Source organism: Stappia sp. (assembly GCF_048261845.1).
Classification (GTDB): Bacteria; Pseudomonadota; Alphaproteobacteria; order Rhizobiales; family Stappiaceae; genus Stappia.
In genome coordinates, this window is the sequence record NZ_JBLXFR010000016.1 from 24,626 (window position 1) to 37,726 (window position 13,101).

General features: G+C 66.2%; 15 protein-coding genes. 10 read left to right on the forward strand and 5 right to left on the reverse strand.

What is annotated here, in order from left to right:
- Positions 1-2 precede the first annotated feature (2 nt).
- The 3 genes from ACN0T5_RS08955 (at position 3) to ACN0T5_RS08965 (ending at position 3,146) form a co-directional block, all read left to right on the forward strand.
- A complete protein-coding gene (locus ACN0T5_RS08955) occupies positions 3-1,160 on the forward strand; it encodes a M24 family metallopeptidase (RefSeq protein WP_417768279.1) in 1,158 nt (385 codons plus the stop codon).
- 101 nt (positions 1,161-1,261) lie between these two features.
- A complete protein-coding gene (locus ACN0T5_RS08960) occupies positions 1,262-1,780 on the forward strand; it encodes a hypothetical protein (protein WP_417768280.1) in 519 nt (172 codons plus the stop codon).
- Positions 1,781-2,213: 433 nt separating this feature from the next.
- Positions 2,214-3,146, forward strand: coding sequence for a ribose-phosphate pyrophosphokinase (locus tag ACN0T5_RS08965; RefSeq protein ID WP_417768281.1), 933 nt, complete (start codon positions 2,214-2,216; stop codon positions 3,144-3,146).
- Between the two features lie 101 nt (positions 3,147-3,247).
- Here ACN0T5_RS08965 and ACN0T5_RS08970 read toward each other — a convergent pair whose 3' ends face one another.
- Positions 3,248-3,673: a DUF4399 domain-containing protein gene (locus tag ACN0T5_RS08970; protein ID WP_417768282.1), complete on the reverse strand. Its 426-nt coding sequence runs from the start codon at positions 3,671-3,673 to the stop codon at positions 3,248-3,250.
- A 201-nt stretch (positions 3,674-3,874) separates the two neighbouring features.
- Between ACN0T5_RS08970 and ACN0T5_RS08975 the strand changes: the two genes are divergently transcribed.
- The gene (locus ACN0T5_RS08975) at positions 3,875-4,330 is read left to right on the forward strand and encodes a DUF411 domain-containing protein (protein WP_417768283.1); all 456 of its coding nucleotides are present in this window, start codon (positions 3,875-3,877) and stop codon (positions 4,328-4,330) included.
- A gap of 3 nt (positions 4,331-4,333) precedes the next feature.
- On the opposite strand, the gene ACN0T5_RS08980 is transcribed toward ACN0T5_RS08975, so the two are convergent.
- The 4 genes from ACN0T5_RS08980 to ACN0T5_RS08995 all read right to left on the reverse strand — a co-directional run bounded on the left by ACN0T5_RS08980 (position 4,334) and on the right by ACN0T5_RS08995 (position 7,816).
- On the reverse strand, positions 4,334-5,200 hold the full coding sequence (locus ACN0T5_RS08980) for an ABC transporter permease (protein ID WP_417768284.1): 867 nt from the start codon (positions 5,198-5,200) through the stop codon (positions 4,334-4,336).
- Positions 5,187-5,960: an ABC transporter ATP-binding protein gene (locus ACN0T5_RS08985; protein ID WP_417768285.1), complete on the reverse strand. Its 774-nt coding sequence runs from the start codon at positions 5,958-5,960 to the stop codon at positions 5,187-5,189. The genes ACN0T5_RS08980 and ACN0T5_RS08985 overlap by 14 nt, the downstream gene beginning before the upstream one ends.
- 24 nt (positions 5,961-5,984) lie before the next feature.
- Positions 5,985-7,019, reverse strand: a complete 1,035-nt coding sequence (locus ACN0T5_RS08990; RefSeq protein WP_417768286.1) for an ABC transporter substrate-binding protein — start codon at positions 7,017-7,019, stop codon at positions 5,985-5,987.
- 266 nt (positions 7,020-7,285) lie between these two features.
- Positions 7,286-7,816: a hypothetical protein gene (locus ACN0T5_RS08995; protein WP_417768287.1), complete on the reverse strand. Its 531-nt coding sequence runs from the start codon at positions 7,814-7,816 to the stop codon at positions 7,286-7,288.
- A 351-nt stretch (positions 7,817-8,167) separates the two neighbouring features.
- Between ACN0T5_RS08995 and ACN0T5_RS09000 the strand changes: the two genes are divergently transcribed.
- The 6 genes from ACN0T5_RS09000 (at position 8,168) to ACN0T5_RS09025 (ending at position 13,091) form a co-directional block, all read left to right on the forward strand.
- Positions 8,168-8,794 carry a 50S ribosomal protein L25/general stress protein Ctc gene (locus ACN0T5_RS09000; RefSeq protein WP_417768288.1) on the forward strand — a complete coding sequence of 209 codons (627 nt, stop codon included), beginning with the start codon at positions 8,168-8,170 and terminating at the stop codon, positions 8,792-8,794.
- A 51-nt stretch (positions 8,795-8,845) separates the two neighbouring features.
- Positions 8,846-9,565, forward strand: coding sequence for an aminoacyl-tRNA hydrolase (pth, locus tag ACN0T5_RS09005; protein ID WP_417768289.1), 720 nt, complete (start codon positions 8,846-8,848; stop codon positions 9,563-9,565).
- A gap of 5 nt (positions 9,566-9,570) precedes the next feature.
- Entirely contained in the window at positions 9,571-10,671 is a 1,101-nt protein-coding gene (gene ychF, locus ACN0T5_RS09010) for a redox-regulated ATPase YchF (RefSeq protein ID WP_417768290.1), read from the forward strand.
- A 251-nt stretch (positions 10,672-10,922) separates the two neighbouring features.
- Positions 10,923-12,017 (forward strand): linear amide C-N hydrolase, encoded by a 1,095-nt coding sequence (locus ACN0T5_RS09015; RefSeq protein WP_417768291.1) that lies wholly within the window; start codon positions 10,923-10,925, stop codon positions 12,015-12,017.
- Between the two features lie 151 nt (positions 12,018-12,168).
- Positions 12,169-12,627, forward strand: a complete 459-nt coding sequence (locus ACN0T5_RS09020; protein WP_417768292.1) for a MaoC family dehydratase — start codon at positions 12,169-12,171, stop codon at positions 12,625-12,627.
- Positions 12,624-13,091: a MaoC family dehydratase gene (locus ACN0T5_RS09025; protein WP_417768293.1), complete on the forward strand. Its 468-nt coding sequence runs from the start codon at positions 12,624-12,626 to the stop codon at positions 13,089-13,091. The genes ACN0T5_RS09020 and ACN0T5_RS09025 overlap by 4 nt, the downstream gene beginning before the upstream one ends.
- The last annotated feature ends 10 nt before the right edge of the window (positions 13,092-13,101 follow it).

Genomic DNA, 13,101 nt, shown 5'->3' on the forward strand with positions numbered 1-13,101 from the left:
CCATGTCCCTTGCCTTCTCGCGGGAGGAATACGCCACCCGGTTGCAGACGCTGACGGCGCGCATGGCGGAAGAACGCCGCGACGCGATGCTGCTCTTTGCCCAGGAGAGCATGTACTGGCTCACCGGTTACGACACGTTCGGCTTCTGCTTCTTCCAGTCGATGATCGTCACCCGCGACGGCCGCATCGTGCTGCTGACCCGCTCCGCCGACCTGCGGCAGGCACAGCTGACCTCGACCGTCGACGACATCCGTGTCTGGGAGGATCGCGACGGCGCCTCGCCGGTGCTTCAGTTGCGCGACCTGCTGTTCGAACTCGGACTGAACGGCAACCGCATCGGCGTCGAATACGACACCCATGGCATGACCGGCCGGATCGCCATCGACATCGCGACACTGCTGGCGGATTTCGCGCTGCTGGAGGATGCCTCCTCGCTGGTTGCGGTGCTCCGCTCGGTGAAGACGCCGGCCGAAATCGCCTACGTGCGCCGTGCCGCCGCGCTCACCGATGCCGCCTATGAGGCCGCGCTGCCTCTGATCGGCCCCGGCGCGCGCGAGGGCGACATCCTGGCCGCGATGCAAGGCGCGGTCTTTGCCGGCGGCGGCGACTATCCCGGCAACGAGTTCATCATCGGCTCCGGCCCCGAGGCGCTGCTGTGCCGCTATCAGTCCGGGCGGCGGACGTTGGATGCCAGCGACCAGCTGACCCTGGAATGGGCCGGCGTCTACCGGCGCTACCATGTCGCCGCCATGCGCACGGTGGTCGTCGGCGAACCGACCGCCCGTCACATCGCTCTTTACGAAGCCGCCCGTGCCGCGCTCGCCGCCGTGGAGCAATGCCTCGTCCCCGGGCGCAGCTTCGGCGAGGTGTTCGATGCCCATGCGCGCGAGATCGACGCACGCGACGAAGGCGCACACCGTCTCAATGCCTGCGGCTATTCGCTCGGTGCCCGCTTCGCTCCCAGCTGGATGGACTGGCCGATGGCGTATCGCGCCAACCCGGCACGGATCGTCCCCGACATGGTGGTTTTCGTGCACATGATCCTGGCGGATTCAGACAGCGGCGCGGCCATGTCGCTCGGCCAGACCTACCTGACGCGCGAAGGGCCGGCCGAATGCCTTTCCAAGCTCCCCCTCGACCTCCCGGTCAAGGCGGGATAAACGAGGAAACGAAACATGGTCGAGCGTGACGCGCACGCGCTGACAACCGGGCGCGACCGCCGACCACCGAAGCGATGACGGAAACGGACAGACAAGGCGAGATGAACGTGCTTTCCACCTTCCGCAAGACCGTTCTGCGCGGCGCCGTCCCGGCTCTCGCATTGCTGCTGGCCGCCTGCGCCGGACAGCCTCTTCCCCCGGCCTATGTCGCCGAAAACGACCGCCCCGCGGCAAGTTCTCCGGCGCTCTCGGTGCCTGCCGACCAGGCGACCGTGGCATTCGAGCCGTTCACCGGCGCGCCCGGCAACATTGCCGATGCCCTGTCGCGGCAGATCGGCAACGAGGCCCGCAACCAGAACCTGAACGTGGTGCGCCGGGTCGGCGCCCCCGCCACCTACCGGATCAACGGGTATCTGTCCGCTTCGGGAAACCAGTCGGCGACAACCCTGTTCTATGTCTTCGACGTGGTCGATTCGTCCGGCAACCGGCTGCACAGGATTCTCGGGCAGGAATCGGCATCCGGCGCCTCGGGCGATCCGTGGTCGGGCATCGACGACGATGCGCTCAACCGCGCCGCACGGCGCTCGGTCAGCGAACTCGCCGCCTGGATCCGCCGCTAGTGGCCCGCCCCCGGCATCTGCGCAACCGTTCGGCATGTCCGACCGCAGATCCCCGGGCCTGGCGAACCGCTGGCAAGCAGGCGATTCCCGCGGAACTTCAGGGGCCACCATGCGGCGTGGCGCGCGCGGGAGGCGGAGACCGGATGTCGAATCCGTTCCGCCGGACATGACCGTGCAGCCGCCGCTTCCCACGGTTCCGGTTACCGACTTTCCGAAAAACGTGCTCACACACGCACTGGCCGGTTGTGAAACCCGGGAGGCGTTGTTAAAACGCCGCCGCCTGATGGAGGAACGGCCGTGACGATGCCGGACCCCGGTCCGGCCGGCCGCGCCTAGACCAGGGCCACCAACAAAGACCAGACAGACCACGTGTGAGCCTGTCGTGCCGGAGCCGCCCCCTGCGGCAACGGATCCAAGAAAGGACTTGCGGGCCATGAAGATCGTCGCGGGCAATTCCAATCGCGCGCTTGCCGAGGAAATATCGCACTATCTCGGCGCGCCGCTGGCCAAATGCCAGGTGCGCCGCTTCGCCGACCAGGAAATTTTCGTCGAACTCCAGGAGAACGTGCGCGGCGAGGACGTCTTCGTTCTCCAGTCGACAAGCTTTCCCGCCAACGACCACCTGATGGAGCTGCTCATCGTCATCGACGCGCTGCGCCGCTCCTCGGCCAAGCGCATCACCGCCGTGGTGCCGTATTTCGGCTATGCCCGCCAGGACCGCCGCGCCTCCGGCCGCACCCCCATCTCGGCCAAGCTGGTCGCCAACCTGATCACCCATGCCGGTGCTCATCGCGTTCTCACGCTCGACCTGCATGCCGGCCAGATCCAGGGCTTTTTCGACATCCCGACGGACAACCTCTTCGCCGCCCCGGTGATGACGCGCGACATCAAGGAACGCTACTCGACCGACAACGTCATGGTCGTCTCGCCCGATGTCGGCGGCGTGGTGCGTGCCCGCGCGCTGGCCAAGCGCATCGACGCGCCGCTCGCCATCGTCGACAAGCGCCGTGACAAGCCTGGCGAGTCCGAGGTGATGAACATCATCGGCGATCCGACGGGCCGCGACTGCATCCTCGTCGACGACATCGTCGATTCGGGCGGCACCTTGTGCAATGCCGCCGAGGCCCTGCTCGACCAGGGCGCCAAGTCGGTGACCGCCTACATCACCCACGGCGTGTTGTCCGGCGGCGCGGTCGCCCGCGTTACCTCCTCAAAGCTCAAGGAACTGGTGATCACCAATTCCATCGAGCCGACGGCCGCCGTCCTTGCCGCCCCGAACATCCGCGCAATCTCGATCGCCCCGTTGATGGGCGAAGCGATTTCGCGCACCGCGCTGGAACAGTCGGTGTCGAGCCTGTTCGGTTGAACACGACGCATCGTTTTGCGAACTGAACGAACGACGGGGGCAACCCCGCCGTTTTGTTTTTCCGCCCACCCGTCCGGCGCCCTCCGCCGCCAGGGCCACGCTCACTCCACGGTGATGCTGATCACCTGCGATTCCACGGGCGGAAGGTGCGGGATGTGGTTGTGATCGCCCAGGATGAGCTGCAGCCGGTGCGTGCCGGGCGCCAGCTCCAAGCGGGTTTCGGTCTGGCCGCCGCCGAAATGGCGATGGTTGTCGTCCGCCGGAATGGCGTTGTCATAGTCTTCCAGCGTCTGGTCGATCAGCAGGTGGTGATGGCCGGTCTTCTCCTTCTCCACCCCCGCCGGCGCAACTCCCATGCCGCTCAGCCCGAACGCCACGGTCACCGGGCTGGCGACCGTCGCGCCGTCCTGCGGCGCGATGAAGTAGACCGAGGCGCCCTCCGGCGCCGGGGTGCGATGGCTGTCCGCGAGAGCCACGGCGGGCAGCAGGGTGAAAACAGCAATGGCAAGCGGTCCTGGAACCGGCATGTCCTATCCTCCCGTGTCAAAGAGGCCGGCGGGCGCACGCGCGCGATCCCGGCACAGCCATGAAAATAGCCCGCACCCGGTGCCCGGCAAGGGATGGGCAAACGTGTCCGCCCGCCCCGCCACGTGGCGGTTCCCCTTGACCTTGCCCCTGCTGGAAGCCGGACACTATCTGGCGATAGATGACAGGAAGGACCCCGTCCCATGAAGACACATGCCGCTTTCGCCCTCGCTGCGATGCTCGCCGCGTCACTTTCCGCCGCTCAGCCGGCCGCAGCCGCAGGCGAAACCATGACCGTGTGGAAGTCCCCCTGGTGCGGCTGCTGCGAGGCATGGTCCGACGCGATGCGCGCGGCAGGTTACGAGATCGTCGTCGAGAACCGGGAGGACCTTGCTCCGGTCAAGGCGAAGGCCGGCGTGCCGGCCGCCATGGAGGGGTGCCACACCGCGCTGGTGGAGGGTTATTTCATCGAGGGCCACGTGCCGCTCTCCTCGGTCGAGCGGCTGCTGGCCAACCGCCCCCCGATTGCCGGGCTCGCCGTGCCGGGCATGCCGTCGGGCTCGCTCGGCATGGGCGATGACCCGTCGGCCCGCTACGATGTCCATTCCGTCGGCCGTTCCGGAGAAATCGGCATCTACGAGCGCGTCGGCGCGCGCTGAGGTTCAGCCGCGCCAGCCAAGCAGCCAGCGCTCCGCCTTGCCGATCAGCCAGCCGACGGTGAGACCCAGAACGGAGAGGATGGCGACACCGGCGAGCAGCTGGTCGGTGGCGAACAGGCTGCCGGCCATCAGGATGTAGGCGCCGACGCCGTATTCGGCGCCGATCATCTCGGCCGCCACCAGCAGGATGATCGCGATCGAGGCGGAGATGCGGCACCCGGACAGGATTGCCGGCATCGCGCCCGGCAGGATGATCTTGCGCACGATCGACCACCAGGACAGGCCGAAGGACTGGCCCATCCGCACAAGCGTACGGTCGACATTGTCGACGCCGCCATAGGTGGCGATCACCGTGGGGAAGAACGAGCCGAACAGGATGGTCGCCACCTTCGAACCCTCGCCAATGCCGAACCAGATGACGAACAGCGGCAAAAGCGCGATCTTCGGGATCGGGAACAGGGCCGAGACCAGCGGCAGCAGGCCGGCGCGCGCCAGCGAGAACAACCCGATCATCAGCCCGGCCGCCACGCCAAGCGACATGCCGAGCGTCCAGCCGATCACCAGCCGCTGCAGCGAGGCGGCAAGATGCCGCCAGAGCTGCCCCGATTCCACCAGGTAGCGGAACGCCTCGAACGCCTCGCTCGGGGCGGGCAGAACCAGATTGCTGATCACGCCGCTGCGCGACCCGGCTTCCCACAGGGCGATGATGGCGACAAACACGAACAGTCCGACGAACCGAACCGGCACCGGGCGAAAACCGCCGCCGCGATAGGGCACCGGCCGCACCCCGTCATCCGTCGCCGGCGACGTACCGCTTCCGGCAGCGGCTGCGGCGGGCTGGACCGTCTGCGATCCCTCAAGCGACGCCATCGGCGATCTCCCTGTCGGCGGCCCGCGCCTCGTCGCGCAACAACTGCCAGAGATCACGCTGGATGGCGTCGAGCTCGCTGTCGCCCGCCCCCCGGTCGGCAAGGTCCCGGTCGATCTCGACGATCTTGCGGATCCGCCCCGGGCGCCGCGACAGGACCACGATCCGGTGACCGAGACGCACGGCTTCGGCAAGATTGTGCGTGACGTAGCAGGCGGTAAAACGCTCGCGCTGCCACAGGTCGACGAGGTCGTCCATCAGCAGCTCGCGCGTCTGGCTGTCGAGCGCCGACAGCGGCTCGTCCATCAGCATCACCGCCGGGCGCACGCTGAGCGCGCGGGCGATGGCCACACGCTGCTTCATGCCGCCGGACAGCTGCCGGGGCAGCGCCTTGCGAAACTCCGACAGGCCGGTGCGGGCGAGGACATCGGCGACGATCTCCTCGCGCTCAGGCCCGCTCATGGGATGGTCTTCCAGCACGAGGGAGACGTTCGCCTCGACGCTGCGCCAGGGCAGCAGCGCAAAGTCCTGGAAAACATAGGTGAGCGGGTTGAGCGAGCCGGGGGGCACCGGTCCGGACAACAGCACCTCGCCCTCGTCCGGCCGCTCCAGCCCGCCGATGAAGCGCAGCAGGGTGGATTTCCCGCAGCCCGACGGACCGATGATGCACACGATCTCGCCCTCGCCGACGGCCAGGTCGATATCGCTCAGCACCTCGGTCGCGCCGTAACGATGCGTGATCCCGCGAAGCAGGAGGTCCATGCCGGTCGCGCCCCGTCTTGTCCGTCAGTCGGTCTCGACGAAGCTGGAATCGACCAGCATCTCCATGCTGACCGATTCCGGCACGAGCTTCTCCGACTGGAACCAGGCGAGCTGGTCCGCGATCGAGGTCATGTTCAGCTTCGCGTTCTTGTTGACCCGCATGGCGCCGTTGCGGATCGACGGCGCGGCCTTCTCGAACGGCCGATCGTTGTAGACATACTTGTGCAGCAGCTTGAGCATCGCCTCGGCTTCGGCCTCACCGGCCGTGTTGTCGACCAGGGCGGCATTGAAATCGTCCGCTCCCTTGGAGAAAGCCGCCAGGAAGCGCTTCACCAGGTCCGGCTTGTCGACCGTGTTGGCGGTGGACGTGAAGACCGTCGTTACCTGGTAGTCGGGAATGTAGTCCGCGACCATGCCGATCGCCTCGATCTCCGGCCCCGCCGCCAGCGGCTTGGCGATATGCGGAACGATGGCCCAGGCATCGATCTGCCCGGTCTTCAGCGCGCCGATCACCGCACCGACCTTCTGCAGCGGGCGCAGGGTGATCTCGGAGCGGTCGAAGCCCTCCTTGTCGGCGATCTTGTGGGCGATGTAGTGGAAGGAAGAGCCCGTCTGGGTGATGCCGAAGCTCTTGCCCTTCAGTCCGGCCGGCGACGTCACGCCGGCATCATGGGCCGCCTTGGAGACGAGGATCATCTGGCCGTCGATGCCGGCCTCCTCCTGCAGGGCGCCGCCGACAACCTTGATGGCGCCTTTCTCGGCGAGATTGATCAGGCCGCCGGAAATCGCGGTGACGCCGAAGTCGACATCCCCGGACGCGATGGCCACCGCCATCGGCTGCGCCGCCTGGAAATACTCGAAAGTCACCTCGAGCCCCTCGTCGGCGAAATAGCCGCGCTCGAAGGCAATGAAGCTCGGCGCATGGGAGGTGAAGCGCAGCGCGCCGACGGTGATCTTGTCGGCGGCCACGGCCGGGGCGACGGGAGCAAGGGACACGCCGGCCACAACGCCCGCCGCCGCAACAAGTTTCACAAATCCGCGTTTCGTCAGTGCCGTCATGGCTACCTCCCAGTTGTGGCCGGTGATCCTGTCGCCGGCTCGTCTTTCCGCTCGCAGTGTTCGCGGCGCATGGCTCCCCGCCCGGACAGGGGTCGGACTTCGCCGGGGTTCACCGCCCCGGGCCACGCACCGGCCACGCCGGGGGTGGCAGGTGAGCCCAGGCCGGCCGCCTTGTCAATCTGTGCAGGCTGGCTATTGGAGCAGGAAGGGCGTGTGCCGGAGAGCGGATCAGACGCGGACGGGTGCGGCGCGACGGGTGCGGCGTGTCAGATTTCCTCGACGTCGACACCGATCGCCAGCGCCCCGATGACCGCGCCCGTCTGCGGGTCGACGACGGGAAGGCTGACCTGGCTCTGCACGGTCCGGGTGGACAGGTCTTCCTCCAGCGGTCCGATATGCAGCGCCTGCGGACCAACCGGCACGATCTTCTGCCACTTGTCCTCGTCGCCCTGCCAGTAGTCGCTGGTTGCCTGGCTTATCCCGACATTGAGCCCCCGCCCGTCCATCAGGATGATTTCCGTGAAGAGGCCTTCGCTGGCCTCCTGCATCTGCGCCAGATATCTCGACACCGGCCTGTCCAGAACCTCGCCGATGAGCGCCCGGCTGCCCGAGGCCACCTCGTCTCGCCAGACCGCATCAAGTTCCCCGATGCGCGCCTGGTCATAGGAGGCCGTCACCCGGTTCTGGGCCCGCACCGCCTCGACGACCACATCCGCCGCCGCGATCGCCTGAAGGCGCTCACGCGCCAACAGCGTCAAGTCCTTCTCGAAGACATTGAGCCCGGCCGCCCAGGACATCCCCGCCCCGGCAAAAACCACAAGAACAGCGCAAATTCGTACCAGCCAGTTCAACATCGCACCCGTCGGTTCATCGACACGAAATGCCCGGCCGAAAGGTGCCGGACCACAAGTCGGCTTACAACACCCCCATTTTCGAAGAGTTGCAAGTTCGGGATTCTGCCGAGATGGCCCCACCCGGGCCCGGCAGGCGACGAAGCGCCGGAAACCGCCGCGCGGCTTGCCCTTTGGCGCGGCTTCGGCTATAGCACCGGCGCGCACCTGCACCCCTGGAGGCGGCGCATGAGGGCTGTCCGTTTGCACCAGACGCAACGGAGGTCCGCATTCACGACAATCTGAAGGAGAACTACCATGGCTGAAGGCTATGTGCTGAAGGCTTCGGTGAGGGACCGGGTTGGCAAGGGGGCCGCTCGTGCGCTTCGCCGTGAGGCCCTCGTTCCCGCCGTCATCTACGGCGACAAGAAGCCCGCCCTGCCGATCGCCATTCCGCTCAAGGAATCGACGATCGCCCTGCATCGCGGCGGCTTCATGACCAATCTCGGGACGATCGAGGTCGACGGCGTTGCCCACCGGGTGATCGCCAAGGACTACCAGCTCGACCCCGTCCGCGACGACCTCATTCATGTCGACTTCCTGCGCGTTGCCAAGGGCTCCTCGCTGACGGTCGACATCCCCGTGCATTTCATCAATGAAGAGAAGTGCCCGGGCATTCGCGCCGGCGGCGTGCTGAACGTGGTGCGCCACACGGTCGAGATGACCGTTCCGGCCGACGCCATTCCGGACGCGCTCGTCATCGACCTGGCCAAGGCCGACGTCGGCGACTCGATCCACATCTCCGCGATCGAGATCCCGGCCGGCTGCGCGCCGACGATCACCGACCGCGACTTCACCGTCGCCACGATCGCCGCACCTGGCGGTGGCGCCGCCTCGGACAGCGACGACGAGGAAGAAGTCGAGGACGAGGAGAGCGAGGACTAAGGTCCGGCTCTGCGGTCGTCTGCCTGCGACGGGAAGTGACGGGGAGATCCCATGCGCCTCATCGTTGGGCTTGGCAATCCGGGCGCGAAATACGCCCGCAACCGCCACAATATCGGTTTTCTGGCCGTGGACGCGATCCACGGCCGGCATGCCGGTTTCGGCCCCTGGCGCAGCCGCTTCCAGGCGGAGGTCAGCGAAGGGGTTCTGGAGGGCGACAAGGTCCTCCTGATGAAACCCCAGACCTACATGAACGAATCGGGCCGCTCCGTTGGCGAGGCGGCCCGCTTCTACAAGCTCACCCCGGCCGACGTGATCGTCCTTTACGACGAGCTCGACCTTGCTCCCGGCAAGGTGCGCACGAAGGTGGGCGGCGGCAGCGGCGGCCACAACGGCATCCGCTCCATCGATGCCCATCTCGGCAAGGAATATTCGCGGGTGCGACTCGGCATCGGCCATCCCGGCCACAAGGACCGCGTCACCACCCATGTTCTCGGTGATTTCGCCAAGGCCGAGGCCGACTGGCTCGATCCGCTGCTCGATTGCCTCGCGAGCGAGGCCGGCCTGCTGGTCGGCGGACATCATTCGGAATTCTGCAACCGTCTCCACCGCGCGGTGAGCCCGGAAAAGCCGGAGCGACAGGGCAAGGCGAAGGCCCCGGCCGGCGCCCGTGCACCCGTTGCCCCTCCCCTGGCGGCCCTTGGTGGCGACAGCAAGGGCCCCGGCGGCGCGCTCGCCGAGCAGTTGGCCCGCATGTTTGGAAAGAAGGACTAGCCAAGATGGGTTTCCAGTGCGGCATTGTCGGCCTGCCGAATGTGGGCAAGTCCACGCTCTTCAACGCGCTGACGAAGACGGCGGCGGCACAGGCCGCGAACTATCCGTTCTGCACCATCGAGCCGAATACCGGCGAGGTCGCCGTGCCGGATCCGCGCCTTCGCGACATCGCGCGCATCGCCAAGTCCGCCAGCATCGTGCCGACCCGTCTGACCTTCGTCGACATCGCCGGCCTCGTGCGCGGCGCCTCGAAGGGCGAGGGTCTGGGCAACCAGTTCCTCGCCAACATTCGCGAGGTCGATGCCATCGCCCATGTGCTGCGCTGCTTCGAGGATGACGACATCACCCATGTCGACGGACGCATCGATCCGATCGCCGATGCCCAGACCGTCGAGACGGAGCTGATGATCGCCGACATGGAGAGCCTCGAGCGCCGCCTCGCGCCGCTGAAGAAGAAGGCAACGGTCAGCGACAAGGAGGCGAAGGCCGTCATCCCGGTGATGGAAGCCGCCCTTGCCCTGCTGCAGGACGGCAAGCCCGCCCGCCTCGTCGATGCCTCCACGCCCGAGGACAGGAAGATCCTCGCCGGCCTCAACCTCCTGACGACCAAGCCGATCCTCTATGTCTGCAATGTCGAGGAAAGCGCCGCCGGCACCGGCAACGCCCAGTCGGAGCGCGTGCGCGCCCTGGCGGAAGCGGAAGGGGCTGCCTGCGTGGTCATTTCCGCCGCGATCGAGGCGGAGATCGCCCAGCTCGAAGAGGTCGAGCAGGCAGAATACATGGAGACGATGGGGCTCGAGGAACCCGGTCTCGACCGGCTGATCCGCGCCGGCTACGACCTGCTCGACCTGATCACCTATTTCACGGCCGGTCCCAAGGAGGCCCGCGCCTGGACGATCAGCAAGGGCACCAAGGCACCGCAGGCCGCGGGCGTCATCCATTCGGACTTCGAGCGCGGCTTCATCCGGGCCCAGACGATCGGCTTCGACGACTACGTGGCGCTCGGCGGCGAGACCGCTGCGAAGGATGCCGGCAAGGCGCGCGACGAAGGCAAGGAGTACATCGTCAAGGACGGCGACGTCCTGCTCTTCAAGTTCAACACCTGACACCGGTAGCCGGCGCTTTTTCGGGGCGATCTGCCAACCCCCGGCGCCGACAATCGTGCCTCTGCTCCAAGCCCCGCATCTGCGGGGCTTTTTGCATTCCAGTGCCATCGGCCTGCCGCAACGGCAAGGGCCGGAAAGCCTGAACTTCATTTAACCCTATAATTTCATTGTGAATTTTCCGGTTTCATTAACGAAGCCCCGTTACACAAAGGGACGCCCATTTCGTCTCCAGGCTTCAAGGATCGTTTCGCATGTCCAAAACCAAAGTCCTTTCCGCCCTCACCGCCGCCTTCATGTTCGGCGCCAGTGTCCTGCCGCACACCGCGCTCGCCTGCACCCGTACAGTCTTCGTCGGCGACAACAACACCGTCATAACCGGCCGCAACATGGACTGGATGGAGGACATGCAGACCGATCTGTGGGTCTTCCCGCGAGGGATGAAGCGCAGCGGCAATGCCGGCGCCGGATCGCCGGAATGGACTGCCCAGTACGGCAGCGTCATCGCTTCGGGCTACAACACCGCCAGCGCCGACGGAATGAACGAGAAAGGCCTTGTCGCCAACCTTCTCTACCTTGCCGAGAGCGACTACGGCTCCGACAGCAACAATCCGCCGATGGTCATCGGCATGTGGGCGCAATACGTGCTCGACAACTTCGCCACGGTCGCGGAGACGGTCGAGGCAATGAAGAACACTCCGTTGCACATCGTGGCTCCGAAGCTGCCGAATGGCTCGGCGGCATCGCTTCACCTTTCGGTATCCGATCCGAGCGGCGATTCGGCGATCTTCGAATATGTGAAGGGTGAACTCGTCATCCATCACAGCAAGGACTACAAGGTGATGACCAACTCGCCGGTCTACGACCAGCAGCTGGCGCTCAACACCTACTGGTCGAACATCGGCGGCGACGCCTTCCTGCCGGGCACTGTCAGCGCGGCCGACCGCTTCGTGCGCGCGTCTTACCTGCTGGACGCCGCCAGCAAGAAGCTCGACAAGAACTACATCAGCGCGGTCCCGGGCAAGAGCTACGCCAACCAGGCCGTGGCCCAGTCCCTCTCCCTGATGCGCAGCGTCAGCGTGCCGCTCGGCATCAGCACCCCGGACAAGCCGAACATCGCCTCGACCCTGTGGCGTGTCGCGGCCGACCAGACAAACCTGGTCTACTTCTTTGACTCGGCCACCACTCCAAACACCTTCTGGGTCAATTTCGCTGACCTCGACTTCTCCAAGACAGCCAAGCCGAAGAAGCTGCCGATCGCTGGCGGCAACTATTATGCCGGCAACGCCGCGAAACATTTCGAAGAGGCCAAGCCGTTCGAGTTCATGTCCGCCGAGACATCTCACTGACCAGCCTTGCGCGTCTCGCCCGCCCGGGCGATCGCTCACAGACCAACTCAACGGGGCGGAGCTTTCCGCCCCGTTTTCTTGTCCTCCGTGCCGGTTCGCGTGTCGGCTTTGAACTCGACAAGCCGCACGACCTGCGTATACATCCGGTCTCATGAGCGACATTCGATACTTCGAGGATTTCGAACCCGGCGAGACGATCCCGCTCGGTTCGAAATCCGTTTCGCGCGAGGAAGTGATTGCCTTCGCGGCGGAATTCGATCCCCAGCCCTTTCACCTGGACGAGGCGGCGGGAGCGGCCTCCCTGCTTGGCGGGCTGGCGGCATCCGGTTGGCACACCATCGCCATGCTGATGCGGCTGATGTGCGACAACCTGCTGCTGAACTCCAGCGGCAAGGGCTCGCCGGGCGTCGAGGAAGTCCGCTGGATGCGCCCGGTGCGACCAGGCGACACGTTGAGTGCGAGCGCCGAAGTCATCTCGGCCCGGGTGCTCAACTCACGCCCCGAACTTGGCATGGTCGACTTCCTGTTCACGCTTGTCGACCAGACCGGCGCGACCGTCATGACCCAGCGCAACAAGATCCTGTTCGCCCGCCGGGAGACCGCCCGATGACCTGGTTCGAGGACATGGAGATCGGCGAGCGGCGCGATCTCGGCAGCCACATTTTCACGCCGGACGAGATCATCCGCTTCGCCCGTGCGTTCGACCCGCAGCCGTTCCACCTGTCCGACGAGGGCGCCAGCCAGACCCATTTCGGCCGCCTGTGCGCATCCGGATGGCACACGGCCTCGGTCTGGATGAAGCTGATGGTCGCGCACGTCAAGGCGGAGTGCGAACGTCTCGGCACACCCTCGCGGCTCGGCCCCTCGCCCGGCTTCACCGACCTGAAATGGATCCGCCCGGTCTTTGCCGGGGATACCATCACCTACACCTCGACGCTGGTGGAAAAACGTCCGATGAAGACGCGCCCGCAATGGGGCCTCGCCATCCACGCCAACGAGGGCGTCAACCAGGACGGCGTCCTCGTCTTCTCCTTCACCGGCAAGGTGCTGGTGGCGCGGCGTCCCGGCGAGTGATCCGGCCGGG

Bases quoted from the DNA above. Each gene is read 5' to 3' on its own strand.
- ACN0T5_RS08955 (WP_417768279.1), top strand. From the start codon at position 3: ATGTCCCTTGCCTTCTCGCGGGAGGAATACGCCACCCGGTTGCAGACG.
- ACN0T5_RS08960 (WP_417768280.1), top strand. From the start codon at position 1,262: ATGAACGTGCTTTCCACCTTCCGCAAGACCGTTCTGCGCGGCGCCGTC.
- ACN0T5_RS08965 (WP_417768281.1), top strand. From the start codon at position 2,214: ATGAAGATCGTCGCGGGCAATTCCAATCGCGCGCTTGCCGAGGAAATA.
- ACN0T5_RS08970 (WP_417768282.1), bottom strand. From the start codon at position 3,673: ATGCCGGTTCCAGGACCGCTTGCCATTGCTGTTTTCACCCTGCTGCCC.
- ACN0T5_RS08975 (WP_417768283.1), top strand. From the start codon at position 3,875: ATGAAGACACATGCCGCTTTCGCCCTCGCTGCGATGCTCGCCGCGTCA.
- ACN0T5_RS08980 (WP_417768284.1), bottom strand. From the start codon at position 5,200: ATGGCGTCGCTTGAGGGATCGCAGACGGTCCAGCCCGCCGCAGCCGCT.
- ACN0T5_RS08985 (WP_417768285.1), bottom strand. From the start codon at position 5,960: ATGGACCTCCTGCTTCGCGGGATCACGCATCGTTACGGCGCGACCGAG.
- ACN0T5_RS08990 (WP_417768286.1), bottom strand. From the start codon at position 7,019: ATGACGGCACTGACGAAACGCGGATTTGTGAAACTTGTTGCGGCGGCG.
- ACN0T5_RS08995 (WP_417768287.1), bottom strand. From the start codon at position 7,816: ATGTCCTGGGCGGCCGGGCTCAATGTCTTCGAGAAGGACTTGACGCTG.
- ACN0T5_RS09000 (WP_417768288.1), top strand. From the start codon at position 8,168: ATGGCTGAAGGCTATGTGCTGAAGGCTTCGGTGAGGGACCGGGTTGGC.
- pth (WP_417768289.1), top strand. From the start codon at position 8,846: ATGCGCCTCATCGTTGGGCTTGGCAATCCGGGCGCGAAATACGCCCGC.
- ychF (WP_417768290.1), top strand. From the start codon at position 9,571: ATGGGTTTCCAGTGCGGCATTGTCGGCCTGCCGAATGTGGGCAAGTCC.
- ACN0T5_RS09015 (WP_417768291.1), top strand. From the start codon at position 10,923: ATGTCCAAAACCAAAGTCCTTTCCGCCCTCACCGCCGCCTTCATGTTC.
- ACN0T5_RS09020 (WP_417768292.1), top strand. From the start codon at position 12,169: ATGAGCGACATTCGATACTTCGAGGATTTCGAACCCGGCGAGACGATC.
- ACN0T5_RS09025 (WP_417768293.1), top strand. From the start codon at position 12,624: ATGACCTGGTTCGAGGACATGGAGATCGGCGAGCGGCGCGATCTCGGC.